Origin of the sequence: Burkholderia sp. 22PA0099 (assembly GCF_047497165.1) — a bacterium.
Lineage (GTDB): Bacteria > Pseudomonadota > Gammaproteobacteria > Burkholderiales > Burkholderiaceae > Burkholderia.
In genome coordinates this window covers 1,402,125-1,421,478 of the sequence record NZ_CP163165.1, presented here as the reverse complement: position 1 = coordinate 1,421,478, position 19,354 = coordinate 1,402,125, and the positions used below count along the sequence as shown (strand labels likewise).

General features: G+C 68.3%; 16 protein-coding genes and 1 tRNA gene. 4 read left to right on the top strand and 13 right to left on the bottom strand.

Annotated elements, in window-relative coordinates:
• Window positions 1-11 precede the first annotated feature (11 nt).
• The 3 genes from argA to AB4851_RS21855 all read left to right on the top strand — a co-directional run bounded on the left by argA (window position 12) and on the right by AB4851_RS21855 (window position 1,976).
• On the top strand, window positions 12-1,379 hold the full coding sequence (gene argA, locus AB4851_RS21865) for an amino-acid N-acetyltransferase (protein ID WP_414451420.1): 1,368 nt from the start codon (window positions 12-14) through the stop codon (window positions 1,377-1,379).
• A gap of 48 nt (window positions 1,380-1,427) precedes the next feature.
• The gene (locus AB4851_RS21860) at window positions 1,428-1,703 is read left to right on the top strand and encodes an oxidative damage protection protein (RefSeq protein ID WP_414442569.1); all 276 of its coding nucleotides are present in this window, start codon (window positions 1,428-1,430) and stop codon (window positions 1,701-1,703) included.
• A 198-nt stretch (window positions 1,704-1,901) separates the two neighbouring features.
• A tRNA-Val gene (locus tag AB4851_RS21855) sits at window positions 1,902-1,976 on the top strand.
• Window positions 1,977-2,087: 111 nt separating this feature from the next.
• Here AB4851_RS21855 and AB4851_RS21850 read toward each other — a convergent pair.
• The 4 genes from AB4851_RS21850 to AB4851_RS21835 form a co-directional block, all read right to left on the bottom strand.
• Window positions 2,088-2,537 (bottom strand): DUF2846 domain-containing protein, encoded by a 450-nt coding sequence (locus AB4851_RS21850; RefSeq protein WP_414451419.1) that lies wholly within the window; start codon window positions 2,535-2,537, stop codon window positions 2,088-2,090.
• Window positions 2,538-2,816: 279 nt separating this feature from the next.
• Window positions 2,817-4,250: an aspartate aminotransferase family protein gene (locus AB4851_RS21845; protein ID WP_414451418.1), complete on the bottom strand. Its 1,434-nt coding sequence runs from the start codon at window positions 4,248-4,250 to the stop codon at window positions 2,817-2,819.
• A gap of 42 nt (window positions 4,251-4,292) precedes the next feature.
• Window positions 4,293-5,627, bottom strand: a complete 1,335-nt coding sequence (locus AB4851_RS21840; RefSeq protein ID WP_414451417.1) for a glutamine synthetase family protein — start codon at window positions 5,625-5,627, stop codon at window positions 4,293-4,295.
• Window positions 5,628-5,657: 30 nt separating this feature from the next.
• On the bottom strand, window positions 5,658-6,458 hold the full coding sequence (locus tag AB4851_RS21835) for a gamma-glutamyl-gamma-aminobutyrate hydrolase family protein (protein WP_414451416.1): 801 nt from the start codon (window positions 6,456-6,458) through the stop codon (window positions 5,658-5,660).
• 914 nt (window positions 6,459-7,372) lie between these two features.
• On the opposite strand from AB4851_RS21835, the gene AB4851_RS21830 reads away from it, so the two are divergent.
• Window positions 7,373-8,857, top strand: a complete 1,485-nt coding sequence (locus AB4851_RS21830) for an aldehyde dehydrogenase (RefSeq protein WP_414451415.1) — start codon at window positions 7,373-7,375, stop codon at window positions 8,855-8,857.
• A 55-nt stretch (window positions 8,858-8,912) separates the two neighbouring features.
• Here AB4851_RS21830 and hutG read toward each other — a convergent pair whose 3' ends face one another.
• The 9 genes from hutG to AB4851_RS21785 form a co-directional block, all read right to left on the bottom strand.
• Window positions 8,913-9,716: an N-formylglutamate deformylase gene (gene hutG, locus AB4851_RS21825; protein ID WP_414451414.1), complete on the bottom strand. Its 804-nt coding sequence runs from the start codon at window positions 9,714-9,716 to the stop codon at window positions 8,913-8,915.
• A 35-nt stretch (window positions 9,717-9,751) separates the two neighbouring features.
• The gene (locus AB4851_RS21820; protein ID WP_414451413.1) at window positions 9,752-11,128 is read right to left on the bottom strand and encodes a formimidoylglutamate deiminase; all 1,377 of its coding nucleotides are present in this window, start codon (window positions 11,126-11,128) and stop codon (window positions 9,752-9,754) included.
• On the bottom strand, window positions 11,125-12,381 hold the full coding sequence (gene hutI / locus AB4851_RS21815) for an imidazolonepropionase (protein ID WP_414451412.1): 1,257 nt from the start codon (window positions 12,379-12,381) through the stop codon (window positions 11,125-11,127). The genes AB4851_RS21820 and hutI overlap by 4 nt, the downstream gene beginning before the upstream one ends.
• A 4-nt stretch (window positions 12,382-12,385) precedes the next feature.
• On the bottom strand, window positions 12,386-13,021 hold the full coding sequence (locus tag AB4851_RS21810) for a HutD family protein (protein WP_414451411.1): 636 nt from the start codon (window positions 13,019-13,021) through the stop codon (window positions 12,386-12,388).
• An 11-nt stretch (window positions 13,022-13,032) separates the two neighbouring features.
• Window positions 13,033-14,721, bottom strand: coding sequence for a urocanate hydratase (hutU, locus tag AB4851_RS21805; RefSeq protein ID WP_414449460.1), 1,689 nt, complete (start codon window positions 14,719-14,721; stop codon window positions 13,033-13,035).
• 109 nt (window positions 14,722-14,830) lie between these two features.
• Window positions 14,831-15,526 (bottom strand): histidine utilization repressor, encoded by a 696-nt coding sequence (gene hutC, locus AB4851_RS21800; protein ID WP_414451410.1) that lies wholly within the window; start codon window positions 15,524-15,526, stop codon window positions 14,831-14,833.
• A 4-nt stretch (window positions 15,527-15,530) separates the two neighbouring features.
• Window positions 15,531-17,054, bottom strand: a complete 1,524-nt coding sequence (gene hutH, locus AB4851_RS21795; protein ID WP_414442581.1) for a histidine ammonia-lyase — start codon at window positions 17,052-17,054, stop codon at window positions 15,531-15,533.
• 373 nt (window positions 17,055-17,427) lie between these two features.
• On the bottom strand, window positions 17,428-18,252 hold the full coding sequence (locus AB4851_RS21790; RefSeq protein WP_414451409.1) for a 4'-phosphopantetheinyl transferase family protein: 825 nt from the start codon (window positions 18,250-18,252) through the stop codon (window positions 17,428-17,430).
• Window positions 18,253-18,288: 36 nt separating this feature from the next.
• On the bottom strand, window positions 18,289-19,278 hold the full coding sequence (locus AB4851_RS21785; RefSeq protein ID WP_414451408.1) for an alpha/beta fold hydrolase: 990 nt from the start codon (window positions 19,276-19,278) through the stop codon (window positions 18,289-18,291).
• Between the last annotated feature and the right edge of the window lie 76 nt (window positions 19,279-19,354).

The following is a 19,354-nucleotide window of genomic DNA, read 5'->3' as shown; positions in this document are numbered from 1 at the left end:
TAATCCCGCCCATGAATTCCCAAACCGACCTCCCCGCCGCCTCGGCGCCGTCGCCCGTCGACGCGACCGCGATCAGCCACGCCCAGTTCGTCGACTGGATGCGCTCCGTCGCTCCCTATATTCACAAGTTCCGCAACAGCACCTTCGTCGTCGGTTTCGGCGGCGAGGTGGTGCAGCAAGGCTTGCTGAACGCGCTGGTTGCCGACATCGCGCTGCTGCAGGCGATGGGCATCCAGATCGTGCTGGTGCACGGCTCGCGGCCCCAGCTCGAGGAGCAGTTGAGCCTGCACGGCGTCGAATCCGAGTTTTCGCACGGCCTGCGCATCACCGATGCGCGCGCGCTCGAATCCTCGAAGGAAGCCGCCGGCGAAGTCCGTCTCGACATCGAGGCTGCGGTCAGCCAGGGCTTGCCGAACTCGCCGATGGCGCACGCGCACATCAGCGTCGTGTCGGGCAACTTCGTCACGGCGCGGCCGGTCGGGGTCGTCGACGGCGTCGACTTCCAGCACACGGGCGTGGTCCGCAAGATCGACGCCGAGTCGATCCGCCACTCGCTGGCAAGCCGCAAGCTGGTGCTGCTCTCGCCCCTCGGCTTCTCGCCCACCGGCGAAGCGTTCAACCTGTCGATGGAAGACGTCGCCTCGGCCGCCGCGATCGCGCTGCGCGCCGACAAGCTGATCTTCCTGACCGAGGAACTCGGCGTGATGGACGCCGAGAACGAGCTGATCCGCGAAATGTCGCTCGACGCGGCTGCGGACCTGCTCGATTCGGGCAACGTGCAGGGCGACGAGGCGTTCTACCTGAAACACGCAATCCGTGGCTGCCGGGGCGGCGTGGCGCGGGCCCACCTGCTGCCGTATTCGCTCGACGGCAGCGTGCTGCTCGAACTGTTCCTGCACGACGGCGTGGGCACCATGATCTCGTACGAGAACCTGGAAAGCCTGCGCGAAGCCACGCCGGACGATGTCGGCGGCATCCTGACGCTGATCGAGCCGCTCGAAAGCGACGGCACGCTGGTGCGCCGCGGCCGCCACCAGATCGAGCGCGACATCGATCACTTCTCGGTGATCGAGCACGATGGCGTGCTGTTCGGCTGCGCCGCGCTCTATCCGTATACGCAGGAGAAGATCGGCGAGATGGCCTGCCTGACCGTCGCGCCCGAAGCGCAAGGCTCGGGCGACGGCGAGCGCCTGCTCAAGCGCGTCGAGCAACGCGCACGCGCACGCGGCCTGACGCGGATCTTCGTGCTGACCACGCGCACCGAACACTGGTTCCTGAAGCGCGGCTTCGTCAAGGTCAGCGTGGAAGACCTGCCCGAAGACCGCCGCAAACTTTATAACTGGCAGCGCAAGTCGCTCGTGCTGATGAAGCAGCTCTGAGCGGCGCAACGCGCGCCACCTCCCCGTCGATCACAGGAGAAGTCAACGATGACCCGTATGGTTCAATGCGCCAAACTCGGCACGGAAGCCGAAGGCCTCGATTTTCCGCCGCTGCCGGGCGAACTCGGCAAGCGCATCTATGAAAGCATCTCGAAGGAAGCCTGGCAGGGCTGGCTCAAGCAGCAGACGATGCTGATCAACGAGAACCGCCTGAACATGGCCGACCCGCGTGCGCGCCAGTATCTGATCAAGCAGACCGAAAAGTATTTCTTCGGCGAAGGCGCCGATCAGGCAACCGGTTTCGTGCCGCCGACGCAGGGCTGACGGCGTTTTCCGGCGTTCGTTCGCGTCCCCTCGCAGCCGCTGCGACAAGGATATGAAATAACGCTGGAAAAAAGTGAACGATCCCGTTAGAATCACGCCTCGATTCGCGCTACGGCACGGGTCTCATCCCGCCGGATGGAATGAGACGAAAAAAGGCTTGACGAAGTAACCGAGCCCCGTCATAATTCAAGGCTCTTTGGGCGGTTAGCTCAGCGGTAGAGCACTGCCTTCACACGGCAGGGGTCACTGGTTCGATCCCAGTACCGCCCACCAAAGAATTCAGGCGGCAACGCCTAGAAAAAACGGCTTGAATCTCGCGATTCAGGCCGTTTTTCTTTGCGCGTCCGGTTTGCCACGCAGTTCGCGTAATACGCGCGCCCTCGCCTACTGCGCCTTGCCGCCCGCACCGGGCCGATTCCCCACGTAGTGCAGCATCGTCAACGCCTCGCGCGCCTTGGCCGGCTCGCGTTCGAGCGACGGCGTCAGCGGCCCCGCGATCAGCGCGAACGGCACCTGCAAGCGCACGTATCGGGTATCGCCCTGCGGGAGATCGACCGTCAACGGCTTGTCGGGTGCGCTCGACGTGGTGATCACGTATTGGCCGGCCGGTGCATCGAGGTAAAAGAAGCCGCCGTTCGGCACCTCGCCCACCAGTTGATCGTTGATCCGCACCTTGTCGCCGCTCACGCCGCCGAGCCGCGCCTCGGGACGGAAGAACACGATGCGCCCCTGACCGGCCGCCGCAGCCGGCACCGACGCCCACATGTCGCGATACACCGGCTTCTGCGGCCCCGACGACGCGCATCCCGTCATCGCCAGCGCTGCCGTCAGCATCGTTACCGCACAGCTCGTCCGCCCGTTCCACTTCATCGCAACGCCTCCGATCGTGGCCGCTGTCCGCGGCCTGTTCTCCGCCGTGCTTCGATGCGGCGAGGCCGGCACTTGCGCCGGCCTCGTTCAAGCAGCATAGACGATCCGTCTCGGCCTTGCGACAGCCGTCGCCGCGATGCGACGCATCCTTAACAATACGAAACAATCACACGGCGTCCTGTCACGATCGTGCGACGTTTCGGCAACGAGCCACGGGCCACAGACAGCGGCGGCGGCGATCGATCACGCCATGCCGATCTGCTTCGCGGTCGATGCGATCGCCTGCGCGGCCTTGTCGACGATCTCGTCGACATCCTGCCGGCTCACCACCAGCGGCGGCGACAGCAGCATGCGGTCGCCGGTCGCGCGCATGATCAGGTTGCCGTTGAAGCAATAGTCGCGGCAGATCGTGCCGACCTCACCACCGTTGGCGAAGCGCCGGCGTGCGGTGCGATCCTGCGCAAGCTGGATGCCGGCCACCAGCCCCGCACCGGCGATCTCGCCGACGATCGGGCTGCCCGCCAGCGCGTCGCGCAGGCGCTGCTGGAAATACGGCCCGATCTCGCGCTTGACGCGCTCGACCACGCCGCCGTCGCGCAGCACCTTGAGGTTCGCCACGGCCACCGCCGCCGCAACCGGGTGCCCCGAGTAGGTCATGCCGTGGTTGAACTCGCCGTGCGCGATCAGCGCATCGGCGATCCGGTCCGACAGCGCCACCGCGCCCATCGGCACATAGCCGCTCGTCAGCCCCTTGGCCAGCGTCATCAGGTCCGGCTCGAAGCCGAAATGCTGATGCGCGAACCACTCACCGGTGCGGCCGAAGCCGCCGATCACCTCGTCGGCCACCAGCAGCACATCGTACTTGCGGCAGATCCGCTCGATCTCGGGCCAGTAGGTCGAGGCCGGGAAGATTACGCCGCCCGCCCCCTGGAACGGCTCGCCGATGAACGCGGCCACGTTGTCGGCGCCGAGTTCGAGGATCTTCGCTTCGAGCTGGCGCGCGCGCTCCAGCGCGAACGCCTCGGGCGTCTGCCCGTCGGCCGCCTCGCCGAAGAAATACGGCTGATCGATATGGACGATGTGCTCGACCTTCGACGGCATCTGCTCGTGCATGTAATCCATGCCGCCGAGCGTGCCGCCCGCGATCGTCGAGCCGTGATAACCGTTGCGCCGCGAGATCACATATTTCTTGCCGGGCTGGCGCTGCGTGAGCCAGTACTGATGCACGATGCGCAGCACCGTGTCGTTGCCCTCCGAACCGCTGTTGCAATAGAAGAAACGATTGAACGCGGGCGGCGCAATCTCGGCCAGCAGCGCCGACAGCTCGATCACGGGCGGATGAGTGGTCTTGAAGAACGTGTTGTAGAACGGCAGCTCGCGCAACTGGCGCGCGCCGGCCTCGATCAGTTCCTCGCGGCCGTAGCCCACGTTCACGCACCACAGGCCGGCCATGCCGTCGACGATGCGGTTTCCATCGGAATCCTGAAGATGCACGCCGTGCGCGCCGACGATCACGCGGCTGCCGGCGGCGTTCAGCGCCCCCATGTCGGAAAACGGATGCAGATGGTGAGCCGCGTCGAGCGCGCGGTATTCGGCGGTGGAGCGCGCGGCGGCCTTGGCCGGGGCCGAGGCCTGCACGGTCTGGACATAGGCGGATTCGCCGATGCGTTGGGTCATGATGGGTCCTCCGTGTGGCGGCGCCGCAGCGCCGCGATGGCGTTAGACATGCAACAGCAGATGGCGGCGCTCCCACGAACTGATCACGCGGAAATACGCCTCGTATTCGGTTTCCTTCAGCGCCAGATAGGCCTTCACGAACTTCTCGCCGAGGATTTCCGCCAGCGGCGTGGACGCGGCCATCAGCGTCAGTCCTTCCTCCAGGTTGCGCGGCAACTGGTACGGCAGGTTGTAGCCGTCGGCCGCGAGCGGCGCGGTGGGGTTCAACTGCTGCGTCATGCCGAGATAGCCGGCCGCGAGCGTGCCCGCCAACGCGAGATACGGGTTGCAATCCACGCCCGGAATCCGGTTCTCGATGCGGCGCGCGGCCGGCCCCGCGTGCGGAATGCGAAAGCCCACGGTGCGGTTGTCGTAGCCCCACTGCACGTTGATCGGCGCGGCCATGAAGCGCGACAGCCGGCGGTACGAATTGATGTACGGCGCGAAGATCGGCATCAGCGCCGGCGTGTACTTTTGCAGCCCGGCCAGGTAGTGGCGGAACAGGTCGGTCGACTCGCCCTGCGCGTCGACGAACAGGTTGCGCCCGCTGTCGACGTCGACCAGGCTTTGGTGAATATGCATCGCCGAGCCCGGCTCGTTCTCCATCGGCTTGGCCATGAACGTCGCGTACATGTTGTGGCGCAGCGCCGCCTCGCGCACGGTGCGCTTGAACAGGAACACCTGATCGGCCAGCGACAGCGCGTCACCGTGCTGGAAGTTGATCTCCATCTGCGCCGCGCCCACTTCGTGGATCAGCGTGTCGATGTCCAGGCCCTGCAGGTCGCAGTATTCGTAGATGTCCTCGAACAGCGGGTCGAACTCGTTGACGGCCTCGATCGAATACGACTGGCGGCCCGTTTCGGCTCGCCCGGTGCGGCCGATCGGCGGGCGCAGCGGCAGGTCCGGGTCCTTGTTCATCTCGACCAGATAGAACTCCAGCTCGGGCGCCACCACCGGCCGCCAGCCCTTGGCGCGATAGAGATCGAGCACGCGGCGCAGCACGTAGCGCGGCGAGATCGCCACCGGCGTGCCGTCGAAGTGGACGCAATCGTGAATCACCTGCGCGGTCGGATCCGACGCCCACGGAATCAGGCAAATCGTGGAGGCGTCGGGCACGCACACCATGTCGGGGTCGGTCACGCCGGTCAGCGAACCGTCGTCGGGATAGTCGCCGGTGACCGTCTGCACCATCACGGCCTGCGGCAGCCGCATCGATTCGCCGGTTTCGAACTTGTTGCGCGGAATGATCTTGCCGCGCGCGATGCCGGCCATATCGGGAATGATCGCCTCGACTTCGGTGATCCGGTGCTGCTTCATGAAATCATCAAGGTCTTGCATGGGAGCCTCGTTGAATGGGCATCGGTGCGCTCAGGTGCGCACCGATGCCCGGGCGGCCTGAGCAGCCGCGGTGCGCCTTCGGGCACGACATGCCTCGCCGAAGGCTGCAAAAATCGCCTGCGAAAGCGGATGCTTCACGTACTGCCATTCCGGGTGCCACTGCACGCCGAGCACGAAGCCGGGTGCGTCGCGCACGCCGATCGCCTCGATCAGCCCGTCGGGCGCCACCGCTTCGATCACCAGGCCGTCGCCCAGCCGGTCGATGCCTTGCGCATGCAAGGAATTGACCTGCGCCTCGGTCGCGCCGCCGGTGATACGCGCCAGCAGGCCGCCCGGCACGATGTGGATCGCATGGGCGGGGCCGTATTGCGCATCGAGCGGCGCGGCCTTGTCCTCGCGGTGATCGAAGCGGGCCGGCACCTCGTGCACGCGCGCGTGCAGCGTGCCGCCGAACGCCACGTTCAGCTCCTGCAGGCCGCGGCAGAGCGCGAGCACCGGCACGCCGGCATCGATCGCCGCGCGGATCAGCGGCAAGGTGGTGGCGTCGCGCGCGACGTCGTGCAGCGTGCCGGGCGTGCTGGCGGGGCCTGCGTAGCGCTGCGGTTCGACGTTCGAATAGCTGCCGGTCAGCAACAGGCCGTCGATCGTGTCGAGCAGATCGTCGACGGATTGACGGGCGCCGAGCGCGGGCAACACCAGCGCAAGCGCGCCGGCGCCATCGACGACCGCATCGATATATTTCTCGCCGGCCGAATGCGACGGATGCGGGCCGGCCATCACGCGATCGGCGCTGACGGCCACCAGCGGCTTGCCGGATCGGAACGGAATCATGGGGCCTCCGGTTCGGGGGCAGGAACGAGCGCGAGCGGGCGCGACGCCGCACCGGCCTCACGTGAGCGATCGCGCTTCGCTGCTTGGGGTACGAACGCCTTACGCGCGTTCCGCAACGCTCGGCGGTGACGCGTAAGCGCACAAGACAACGCGACGGCTGGCGCAGGCATTGCGCACGCCCGCCTCGCCATGCCAATGCACGGCCACGCGGAAGGTGCAACGCCGCCGCGGCTCGCGACGGTCGGCACCCACCCCGGCGCAAGCGGATCGCCGCCGCAAGACGGCACGGAACACAGCGGAAAGAAACCGGGCGCGGAGGCGCTAGGGCAACAAGGAAGCGACGTGATACGGCCGCAGCGCGCTATGCGCACGAACCGAGCCGACATTGAAGCGGCGCACGCAGCGTCGCGACAGGACGCCGAAGATAGGCAGGTTTGGGCTGACGCGGTACTCGCCGTAGCCCGGCTCGGGTGACGACGCCGCATGCGGCGAGGCCGCGACGCAACGTCGATCCCGTCTGACCAGGGGGCCAAGGACTCTCACGATCACACTCGACTGACTGTTGGACGGAGTGAACGCGCCGAGCCCCACGGGAGATGAATTCGCACGAGCGCTCGACACGCCGGCTGGCCGTCGGCGACGATCGTGACACTGCTGCGCGCATCGGCAACCTCGCGCAGGCCGGCCAGCGGGCGAAACCCGGGCCGGTACGATCGACATGACGGCTTGCTGTCGATCAGCTTAACGGATTCCGGCAAGCCGTCAATCCAGGTTTCAAAAATCGCCAGAGCGCGAACGGCGCTTGAAACCCGCGCGCCCGATCTGCTACAAATCATCACCCGCCCCTGCACTTGCGCCACCCGGGTGCCGGCCGAAACGCCGATCCGCGCCCGCTCATGCACGAGGATATGCCGATGAACACGACGCTCGCCGACTGGCAGAAGCTTGCCGCCTCGCTGTCGATCGAAGGCCGCGCCTTCATCGACGGCGCCTATCGCACCACCGCCCGCCATCATTTCGACTGCCTGAGCCCGATCGACGGCCGCGTGCTGGCCACCGTCACCGAGAGCGGCCCCGAGGAGGTCGACGCCGCCGTCGCGGCGGCGCGCCGCGCGTTCGACGGCGGCGGCTGGGCCACGCTCGCGCCGCGCGAGCGGCGCGCGATCCTGCTGCGTTTCGCGGCGGCGCTGCGCGCGCACCAGGACGAACTGGCCGTGCTCGAAACGCTCGACGCCGGCAAGCCGATCGCCGACACCACCTCGGTCGACATCCCCGGCGCGGCCTATTGCGTCGAATGGTTCGCCGAGGCGATCGACAAGATCGGCGGCGAGGTCGCGCCCGTCGACCCGAAGCTGGTCGGCCTCGTCACGCGCGAACCGGTGGGCGTGGTGGCAGCAGTCGTGCCGTGGAATTTCCCGCTGCTGATGGCGGCCTGGAAGTTCGCGCCGGCGCTCGCGGCCGGCAACAGCGTGGTGCTGAAGCCCTCGGAGAAATCGCCGCTGACGGCGATCCGTGTCGCCCAGCTCGCGTTCGAGGCCGGCATCCCGGCCGGTGTGTTCAACGTGCTGCCGGGCGGCGGCGAGGCCGGCAAGCTGCTGGCGCTGCACGGCGGCGTGGATTGCGTGACGTTCACCGGCTCGACCGCGGTCGGCAAGCAGATCATGCAATACGCGGGGCAATCGAACCTGAAGCGCGTCTGGCTCGAACTGGGCGGCAAGTCGCCGAACATCGTGCTGCCCGATTGCCCCGATCTCGATCGCGCGGCGGCCGCCGCAGCCGGCGCGATCTTCTACAACATGGGCGAGATGTGCAGTGCCGGCTCGCGCCTGCTCGTGCATCGCGACATACGCGAGCGCTTCGTCGAAAAGCTGCTCGGTGCCGCCAAGGCTTATCGCCCCGGCAATCCGCTCGACCCGGCCACCTCGATGGGCGCGATCATCGATGCCGTCCAGCTCGAACGCGTGCTCGGCTATATCGAAACCGGTCGCGCGGAAGCCACGCTGCTGGCGGGCGGAAAGCGCGTGAACGACGCGTCGGGCGGCCTCTACGTCGAGCCCACCGTGTTCGAAACCGATGCCGCCACGCGCATCGCGCGCGAGGAAATCTTCGGGCCGGTGCTTTCGGTGATCGTGTTCGACACGATCGACGAAGCGGTGCGCATCGCCAACGACAGCGACTACGGGCTGGCAGCCGCCGTGTGGACCAGCGATCTGGCCACCGCGCACGACGTATCGCGCCGCCTGCGCGCGGGCACGGTGTGGGTCAACTGCTACGAGGAAGGCGGCGACATGAACTTCCCGTTCGGCGGCTACCGGCAATCGGGCAACGGCCGGGACAAGTCGCTGCACGCGCTCGAGAAGTACACCGAACTGAAATCGACGCTGATCCGCCTGCGATGAAAAACGGGCGGCATCGCGCCGCCCGTTGTCGTCCATCCTCTCCCGCGCACCGCGTTCACCGATACGCGAGCGCCGTCTTCACGAGCGTTTCGAGCAACGGCGCGACGACCTCGGCCTTGCGCTCGTCGTAGGCATACGGACGCGCCTCGTCCATGTAGGTGATCTGCGACAGTTCGAGCTGCACCGCATCGATATTCGCCTCGGGCGCACCGTACTGACGCGTGATGTAACCGCCCTTGAAACGCCCGTTCGCCACCGCCGTAAACGCACCCTGCCGCGTGACGACCTCGGCCAGCGCTTCGCCGAGGCCCGGCGCGGCGCTCGCACCGTTGGCCGTGCCGAAGTTGAAATCGGGCAACCGGCCGTCGAAGAAGCGCGGCACATGCGAGCGGATCGAATGCGCCTCCCACAACAGCGCGCGGCCATGCACGGCCACCAGCCGCGCCAGTTCGCCCTTCAGCGCCGCGTGATACGGCAGCCAGTAACGATCGCGACGCCGCATGATCTCGGCCTCGTCGGGCTGGCCGCCGTCCGGATACAGCGCTTCCTTGTCGAAGGTATCGACCGGCACGAGGCCCGTGGTGTCCTGCCCCGGATAGAGGTTCGCGTTGTCGGGCGGCCGGTTCAGGTCGACCACGTAGCGCGCATGCGACGGCGCCAGCACCGAGCCGCCGAGCGCGCGCGCGAAGCCGTACAGCCGTTCGAGATGCCAGTCGCAATCGTCGACGTGGCGTGCGACCGGCATCATGGTGCGCACGATGTCGTCGGGCAGATAGGTGCCCGCATGCGGAATCGAGACGAGCAGCGGCAGGCTGCCCGGATGCAGCGTGAAAACGGCGGGGGGGTTCACGGCGTTCATCGGTTGGGAATCCTTGTCGAAGGGGGCGACGGGTTTCAGCGCAGCAGTTCGGCGAGTGCGCGGCGGTAGCCGGCGTAGGCCTGCGCCTCGTCGCGATGACGGCGCGCCTCGACCACCCGCTCGCCGCCGGTATAGACATCGAGCACCGGCGTATCGCCATGCTCGGCAAACACCACACCGGACAGCCAGCTTTCGCTGCCGCGCTCCATCAGCGACGGGTGATCGGGGTCGAGCACGATCCAGTCGGCGCGCTTGCCGACGGCCAGCGCACCGATCGCGCGGCCGGCCGCCTGCGCGCCGCCGTCGAGCGTGGCCGCGAACAGGCGGTCGGCCACCTGCGGCTGCGCGGCGCTGGCCAGCACGTTGCGCTCGCGGCGCACGAGCCGCTGGCCGTATTCGAGCAGACGCAACTCGGCGCGCCAGTCCACGCTCGCGTGGCTGTCCGAGCCGATGCCGATCACGCCGCCCTGCGCCAGATAATCGACGGCCGGGAACACGCCGTCGCCGAGATTCGCCTCGGTGGTCAGGCACAGGCCCGCCACCGCGCCGCTCGCCGCGAGCGCGGCCGTCTCGGCCTCGTCGATATGCGTCGCATGCACGAGGCACCAGCGACGATCCACCGCGAAACGATCGAGCAGCCATTGCACCGGGCGCATGCCGGTGGTGCGCACGCAGTCGTCCACCTCGGCGGTTTGCTCGGCGATATGGATATGCACCGGCGCATCGGCCGGCAGCCCCGCCAGCAGCGCGCGCAGGCCGTCTTCCGACACGGCGCGCAGCGAATGCGGCGCAACGCCGTAGCGCAGGCCGCCATGTTCGGGCACGCCCGCGCGCAACGCATCGAGCAGGCCGAGCAGTTGATCGGTGCTGTTGATGAAGCGGCGCTGGTCGTCGCGCGGCGGCTTCTCGCCGAAGCCGCTGTAGCGGTAGGCGACCGGCAGCATCGTGATGCCGATGCCGGCCTCGCGCGCGGCGTCCACCACGCGCCGCGCCAGTTCCTCCTGCCGCGGATAGCGCGCGCCGTCCGGCATGTGGTGGACGTAATGGAATTCGCAAACCGACGTATAGCCGCACTTCAGCATCTCGACATAGAGCCAGCGCGCGATCGCGCCGAGCGCGTCGGGCGTGAGCTTCAGCGCGAAGCGGTACATCAGGTCGCGCCAGCTCCAGAAGCTGTCGGACGGATTGGCGCGATATTCGGTCAGGCCCGCCATCGCGCGCTGAAACGCATGCGAATGCAGGTTCGGCATGCCGGGCGCGAGCGGCCCGCGTGCCCGAGCGACGCCACGCGGGCATTCGGCGCCCACCTCCACCTCGGCCAGCATGCCGTGCTCGTCCCAGCTCAACAGCACGTCGCGCTGCCAGCCATCGGGCAGAAACGCATGCTCGGCAAACAGCATCGCCTGATTCATCGTGTCGGATTCCCTTCGTTGATGGCGTGCGCCTGCGGCGCGCGCCGGAACACGGTGGCGCCGCGCTTGACCACGCGCTCGCACAGCGGGCGGCCAAACCAGTAGGCCAGTTCGGCCAGCGTCGTCACCGGCCAGACCGCGAAATCGGCCGCGCGTCCTGCGGCGAGCAGGCCGTGCCGGCCGCTTTGGCCGAGCGCCGCCGCCGCATGGCGCGTCACGCCGAGCAGCACCTCGGGCACCGTCATGCGGAACAGCGTGCAGCCCATGTTCATGGTCAGCAGCAGCGAGGTCAGCGGCGAGGTGCCGGGGTTGTGATCGGTGGCGATCGCGATCGGCACGCCATGCCGGCGCAGCAGATCGAGCGGCGGCAACTGCGTTTCGCGGATGAAGTAGTACGCACCGGGCAGCAGCACGGCCACGGTGCCCGCCGCCTTCATCGCCTCGATGCCGGCCTCGTCGAGATATTCGAGGTGATCGGCCGACAGCGCGCGGTAGCGTGCGGCCAGCGCCGTGCCGCCCGCGTTCGACAACTGCTCGGCGTGGATCTTGACCGGCAGCGCATGCCGCATCGCGGCTTCGAACACGCGCTCGCTCTGCGCCAGCGAAAACCCGATCCGCTCGCAGAACACGTCGACCGCATCGACCAGCCCCTCGCCCGCCAGCGCGGGCAGCATGGTGTTGCAGACAAGATCGATGTAGTCGTCGGCGCGGCCCGCGTATTCGGGCGGCAGCGCGTGCGCGCCGAGAAACGTGGTGTAAACGTCCACCGGAAACCGTTCGCCGAGCCGGCGCGCGACGCGCAGCATCTTGCGCTCGCTGTCGAGGTCGAGGCCGTAGCCCGACTTGATCTCGATCGCGGTGACGCCTTCGGCCAGCAACGGTGCGAGGCGCGCGGCGGCCTGCGAGAACAGCGTGGCCTCGTCGGCCTCGCGCGTCGCGCGCACGGTCGAAACGATGCCGCCACCGCGCCGCGCCACTTCCTCGTAGCTCGCGCCGGCCAGCCGCAGTGCGAATTCGTCGGCACGCTGGCCGCCGTAGACGAGATGCGTATGGCAATCGACGAGGCCCGGCGTCACCCACGCGCCGCCAAGGCTTTCGCGCGGCCAGCCGGCATGGGCGGCAGGCAGGTCGGCGCGCGGGCCAAGCCAGGCGATCGTGCCATCGTGATCGACGGCGATCGCCGCATCGAGGGTCGCGTCTTCGGGGTCGCCCGACGCGCAGAGATTGAGGTCAAGCCAGACAGTCGCGGTCATGGTGTCATGCAGCCAAGTCGGCCGCCTTCGGGAACAGTTCGATACAGAGCAGCGCGCCGTCGCCGCGCATCGTGCAACGCACGGATGCGCTCGCGGCGATGGCGTCGGCCTGGAGGTCGCAATCGATACGCACGGTGTCGAGCGCGCCCAGCCGGTGCTCGGCACCGCCGTCGATCGCAACGGCCGGCGTGCCATGCGCGCAGAACAGCAGCACGCACGGTGCGCGCGATTCGAGCGACGCGCCGTCGGTCATCACCGACACGCGGCCCGTCACGGCGCTGCGGCGCGTCATCAGGTTGAAATCGCGCGTGGGGCCGTCGGTCAACTCGGCCGACAGCGCCAACTCGCCATCGAACGCGTAACGATCGAGCGGCTCGGCCAGCAGCGTGCGCGGGCCACCCTCGGCGACCAGCGTCATGCCTGCGCCCGACAGCAGCACTAGCGTGCGATCGATGCCGGGAAAGCGCGAAAACGGGCCGGGCTGCGCGACGTCGGCGACGCTAACGCGCCACGCGAACGCATCGAGCGACGCGCCCGGCGGCTCGGCCGCGATCTCGCGCGTCACGCCGCCGCCGTTCTTCCACGGCGACGCAACGAGCGCGTCGGCCCGGATCAGCGCAACACGGGGCTCGGTTCGCATCGCGGCCTCGCTCATCGGCCCAGCATCGGCAGCTTCAAGCCGGCCTCGCGCGCCGTGTCGCGCGCGAGCTCATAACCGGCGTCGGCATGCCGCATCACGCCCGTGGCCGGATCGTTGAACAGCACGCGGCCGAGCCGTTCGTGCGCGGCATCGGTGCCGTCGGCCACGATCACCACGCCCGAGTGCTGCGAGAAGCCCATGCCCACGCCGCCGCCGTGATGCAGCGACACCCACGACGCACCGCCCGCCGTGTTGAGCAGCGCGTTCAGCAGCGGCCAATCGCTGACCGCATCCGAGCCGTCCTTCATCGCTTCGGTTTCGCGGTTCGGGCTGGCCACCGAGCCGGTATCGAGGTGATCGCGGCCGATCACGATCGGCGCCTTCAGCTCGCCGTTCTTCACCATCTCGTTGAACGCCTGGCCGAGACGATAGCGATCCTTCACGCCCACCCAGCAGATCCGCGCCGGCAGGCCCTGGAACGCGATGCGCTCACGCGCCATGTCGAGCCAGTTGTGCAGATGCGGATCGTCGGGGATCAGTTCCTTGACCTTCGCGTCCGTCTTGTAGATGTCCTCAGGGTCACCCGACAGCGCGACCCAGCGGAACGGCCCCTTGCCTTCGCAGAACAGCGGGCGGATATAGGCCGGCACGAAGCCCGGGAAGTCGAACGCGTTCTTCACGCCCATGTCGAGCGCCATCTGGCGGATGTTGTTGCCGTAATCGAGCGTGGCCGCGCCGCGCGCCTGCAACGTGAGCATCGCCTGCACCTGCTTGGCCATCGATTGCTTGGCCGGCAGCACGATGCTTTGCGGATCGACCTTCTGCGCCTCGCGCCATTGTTCGACGCGCCAGCCTTGCGGCAAATAGCCGTTGATCGGATCGTGCGCGCTGGTCTGGTCGGTCACGCAATCGGGCACGATGCCGCGCTCCACCACTTCGGCGAACACGTCGGCCGCGTTGCCGAGCAGGCCGATCGACACCGGCTTGCCGGCGCGCTTGGCTTCGTCGAGCATGGCCAGCGCTTCGTCGAGCGTGGTGGCCTTCTTGTCGACGTAGCGCGTCTTCAGGCGGAAATCGATGCGCGACTCGTCGCATTCCACGGCCAGCATCGAGAAGCCGGCCATGGTGGCCGCCAGCGGCTGCGCGCCGCCCATGCCGCCGAGGCCGCCCGTCAGAATCCAGCGGCCCGACGGATCGCCGTTGAAATGCTGGTTCGCCACCGAGAAGAAGGTTTCGTAGGTGCCCTGAACGATGCCCTGGCTGCCGATGTAGATCCAGCTTCCGGCCGTCATCTGGCCGTACATCATCAGGCCCTTGCGATCGAGTTCGTTGAAGTGATCCCAGGTGGCCCAGTGCGGCACGAGGTTCGAATTGGCGAGCAGCACGCGCGGCGCGTCGGCGTGGGTGCGGAACACGCCCACCGGCTTGCCCGATTGGATCAGCAGCGTTTCGTTGTCCTCCAGATCCTTGAGCGAGGCCAGGATCTGGTCGAAGCAATCCCAGTTGCGCGCGGCGCGGCCGATACCGCCGTACACCACCAGCGCATGCGGATGCTCGGCCACTTCGGGATCGAGATTGTTCTGCAACATGCGATAGGCCGCCTCGGCCAGCCAGGTCTTGCAAGTCTTCTCGCTGCCGCGCGGCGCGCGGATCACGCGGGTCGGATCGAGACGCGGATCGATATGCTTCGGATGGTTCATGACGGCTGCTCCCAACGAAAGTGAATGGTGCGAAATAGTGCCAAATAGTGCGATCAGGCTGGCAAGGCGCGGCCCGCACGCGGCGGCCGGCCCGGTTCGATTCAGGTGTTCAGAAATGCCCCGTGAAGCGGTAGCGGCTGCCCGGGTGCCACAAGTTCGCGATGGAGGCGACGATGCCCTGCGACCAGGTCCGCCGATGCAGCACGAGGCACGGCTCGGCCTCGCCCATCGCCAGTTGCTCGCGCAACGCCGCCTCGGGCGCGGTTGCCTCGATCCGGTATTCGACACGCTGCAACGGCGCGACGCGCATCAGGTACTGGTTCGGCGTGACGCGCGTGAAATCCTGCTGCATGTATTCGCCGGCCACGGCCGGATTGACCCAGCGCTGTTCGAACTGCACCGGCTCGTCGTTCTCGGCATGCAGCACGGCCGAGCGGAACAGGCACGCGCCCGGCGCCACCTGCATCTCGCCGGCCAGCGCCGCATCGGCCTCGATCGTCACCAGTTCGAGCACGCGCGCCTGATAGCGATGGCCGCGCGCGGCGATCTCGTCGGAAATGCTGCGGATCGCCACCAGCGTCGATTCGTATTTCGGCCGCGCCACGAACGTGCCGGCGCCTTGCACGCGCGTGAGCACCTGCTCGGCCGTCAACTCGCGCAGCGCGCGGTTCACGGTCATGCGCGCCACCTTGAAGTCGCGCGCCAGTTCGTTCTCCGACGGCACCAGGTCGCCCTCGCCCCACTCGCCCGCGTGAATCCGGGCGAGGATGAAGTCCTTGATTTCCTGGTAAGCCGGCGTACTCATCGACTTATTGCTCGGACGCGAACGACAGCGGGCTCAACTTGGCGAACGCGCCGCCGCGCACGAGCTGCGTGATCGAGGCGATGTCGGGCGCGAAGTAGCGGTCGAGGTCGTAATGCGGAACCTGCTCGCGGATCGTGCGCATCGCACCCTGCAGCGCCGGGCTGGTGGCGTACGGCTCGCGCAGGTCCACGCCCTGCGCGGCGGCCAGCAGCTCGATGGCGAGGATCGCGGCGACGTTCTCGGCGATGTCGCCGAGCTTGCGCGCGGCGAACGTGGCCATCGACACGTGATCTTCCTGGTTGGCCGAGGTCGGCAGCGAATCGACCGACGCGGGGTGCGCCAGCGTCTTGTTTTCCGAGGCGAGCGCGGCCGCCGTGACGTGGGCGATCATGAAGCCCGAATTCACGCCGCCATCCTTGACGAGGAACGGCGGCAGGCCCGACAGCGTCGCGTCGATCAAGAGCGCGATGCGGCGCTCGGCCAGCGCGCCGATTTCGGCGGCGGCCAGCGCGAGGTTGTCGGCCGCGAACGCCACCGGCTCGGCGTGGAAATTGCCGCCCGACAGCACTTCGCCGGTATCCGGGAAGATCAGCGGGTTGTCGGACACGGCGTTGGCTTCGATCAGCAGCACGTCGGCGGCGTGGCGCATCTGGTCGAGACAGGCGCCCATCACCTGCGGCTGGCAGCGCAGGCTGTACGGGTCCTGCACCTTGTCGCAATCCTGGTGCGAGACGTTGATCTTCGAGCCATCGAGCAGCGCGCGATAGGCAGCAGCAGCCTCGATCTGGCCACGATGGCCGCGCAGTTCATGGATGCGCGCGTCGAACGGCTTGACCGAGCCGGCCGCCGCGTCCACCGACAAGGCCCCCGACACCAGCGCGCTGCGGTACAGATCCTCGATCGCGAACAGGTTGTCGAGCGCCAGCGCGGTGGACGCCTGCGTGCCGTTCAGCAGCGCGAGGCCTTCCTTGGCCTGCAGCGTGAGCGGCGCGAGCCCGACCGAGCGCAGGCCGTCGGCCGCGCTGGCGCGCTCGCCGCGCACGAACACCTCGCCGATGCCGAGCAGCGTGGCCGACATGTGCGCGAGCGGCGCCAGATCGCCCGAGGCGCCCACCGAGCCCTTGACCGGGATCAGCGGCAACACGTCGGCGTTGAACAGCGTGACGAGCGCATTCATGACTTCGCGGCGGATGCCCGAATGGCCGCGGCCGAGGCTCGACAGCTTCAGCGCGATCAGCAGCCGCACCACGGCCGGCTTCATCGGCTCGCCCACGCCCACGGCGTGCGACAGCACGAGGTTGCGCTGCAGCAGTTCGAGCTGGTCGTGCGGGATATGGGTGCTGGCCAGGCGGCCGAAGCCGGTGTTGATGCCATAGGCCGGCTCGCCCTTTGCCGCGATGTCGGCCACCGCCTGCGCGCCCCGGTCGATCGCCGCGAAGCTGGCGGGATCGAGTTCGATCCGGACCGGCTCGCGGGCGATGCGGCGGAGTTGGGCAAGCGTCAGATGGCCGGGGGTCAACGTGATCATGAGAGCGTCCTGTCTATACAAGTAAGGTGCCGAGAAGTGTAGACGCGCACACTTGTATAGACAACTCGTTTTCAAAATTCGGCGCTCAGGGATTTCCCTAGCGATTGGGGTGGGTTTCAGCCGGGTCGGGTGGATCGGAAAACGGGCTGGCGGGGGCCTGTCCGAATGGCCAGCAGGCTTGTCGGACAGCGGCCGAGGCGGGATCGGGATGACCGATGAAAACCGGGCGCGCCGGGCAGGAAACGACGCGCGCGATCGCGCCGCCGCGGCAAAAATCACGGCGTGAGAGCGGCGACAGGGAGGCGATGCGGAAGGTCGTGGCGACGCGCGCGGCGAGCCTTGTTGCGGACGATAACAGGCCGAAGCCCCGGCGTTACCCCGCCACCGGCCGCCACGCAAGACAGGCCGGATGCCCCGGCGCGGCGTCAATCCACGCGGCGGTAAACGCCGCCACACCGCTGGCCGGCGCGGCCGGCTCGACCACACGCGGCGCAAGCACGCCGGGCGCGGCCGGATCGAGCACCGAGAACGCGCTCAGGCCGCCCGCGATGCCCACGCCGAGCGCCTTCAGCAGCGCCTCCTTCGCGGTCCACACGCGGAAGAACGCGTCGCGTCGCGCGTCGGGCGGCAGGCTGTGGACGGCAGCGTCATCGTCGGACGCGAACACCATGCGGCCCAGTGCGGCCCATTCGACGCGCGCCTGCGGCGCTTCGATATCGACGCCGACCCGCGTCGATGCGCTCCATGCGATCAGCGCATGCGCGCCCGAATGCGAGACGTTGAAATCGAGCTGTGCGGAATCGGCCACCCCGTCGGCCCCCGCCTCGACCGCACCCGCGAGCGCGGGCCGCCCCGCCTCGTCGGCCACGAAACGCAGCGATGCGGCCGGCACGCCGAGCGTCAGGCCGAGCACGGCGCGCAAGGCGGCACGCGTGGCCGCGCTGCGCGTGGCGTCGTCGGCGCGCAGGAAACGCGCGGCGCGCGCGCGCTCGGCCGCGTCGAGCGCGGCATGGGCCGGCGCGTCGAGCGGCGTGCCGAACGCGAAATCGACACGAAGCAGCCCCACCCCGGCCCGCTCGGCGGCCGGTGGCACGGCGAGCGGCACGAGCCGGTGCGGCGCGATCGCGTCCGCGGCAGGCACGGGCAGCGCCGGCAAGCCGGAGGAAGCAGACGAGGCGGAATCGGGTGAGAAAGCCATGACGCGAAACGGGGCAGCGAACAGGAGCCGCCGATCTTACCGGATCGCACCGGGCGGCAGCGCTGCCTCGGGCATCGGCGCGGGCTGGCGCAGCACCTCGCCCGGCGCGTCGGCCGGCAACGCCGCGTGACGCAGCCAGTGCAACGCGACGGGCCACAGGCTCGCTTCGAACCGGCTGTGGAAAAACGCGAAATGACCGATTTCATCCACGCCGATCCGGCCCGGCGCGATGCGCAGATGCGTCACCGGGCTGTTGACGTAGTAGCCGAGCAGGCGCTCGGTCGCGGCGACGGTGCCGAACGGATCGTCGGTCACGCTGATCGCCAGCAGCGGCGCACGCAAGCGCGTGAAGCGCTCGACCATCGCGCCCCGCTCCTGCGGCGTCTCGACGATCGGCGCACGCACGTAGGTGTCCTCGAAGCGCGGCCGGCTGCGGCTCCACGACAGCGCGACGCCCTTGGGCACGTCCTCCATCCAGCCGAGCCGGCGCGCCGGCAGATAGCCGCACAGATGGGCCAGCAACGGCATCGCCACGTGCCATTTCAGCGTCATGCGCAGCCGCATGCCGGCCGCGTAATCGCGCCAGTGGGCCGTTTGCGAGCCGACCGTCACCGCGCGCCGCACCCGGCCGTTGGAGGCGGCCAGCCCGAACGCGAAGCCGCCCACGCTGTGCGCCACGATGTCGATCGGCTGCCCCGGAAACTGCCGCATGACGTATTGCAGCACCGCCTCGCTGTCGAGCCGGCCCCAATCGAGCCAGTTGGCGCGCAGCGCCCGCAGCGACGCCGGGCGCGATTCGCCGATGCCGCGATAGTCGTAGACGAGCGCGTCGCAGCCCTGTGCGAACAGCCAGGCGGCAAAGCGGAAGTAATAGCGGCAGCGCACCGCGGTCGCGCACTGCACGATCACCACGGGGCGCTCGGTGTCGGGCGCGCGATGCCGCCAGGCAAAGCCCTTCAATGGGAAGCCGTCGGCGGCCTGCACGGTGAACGGCTCGGGCGGCAGGCTCGGCGGAACGTCGGACATCGCGGTCTCCTCGCAGACAGGTCGAGGCACTGTGCCACAGGCGTTCCAGTCGGGGGGCGTGGCGCGTGTACTGTCC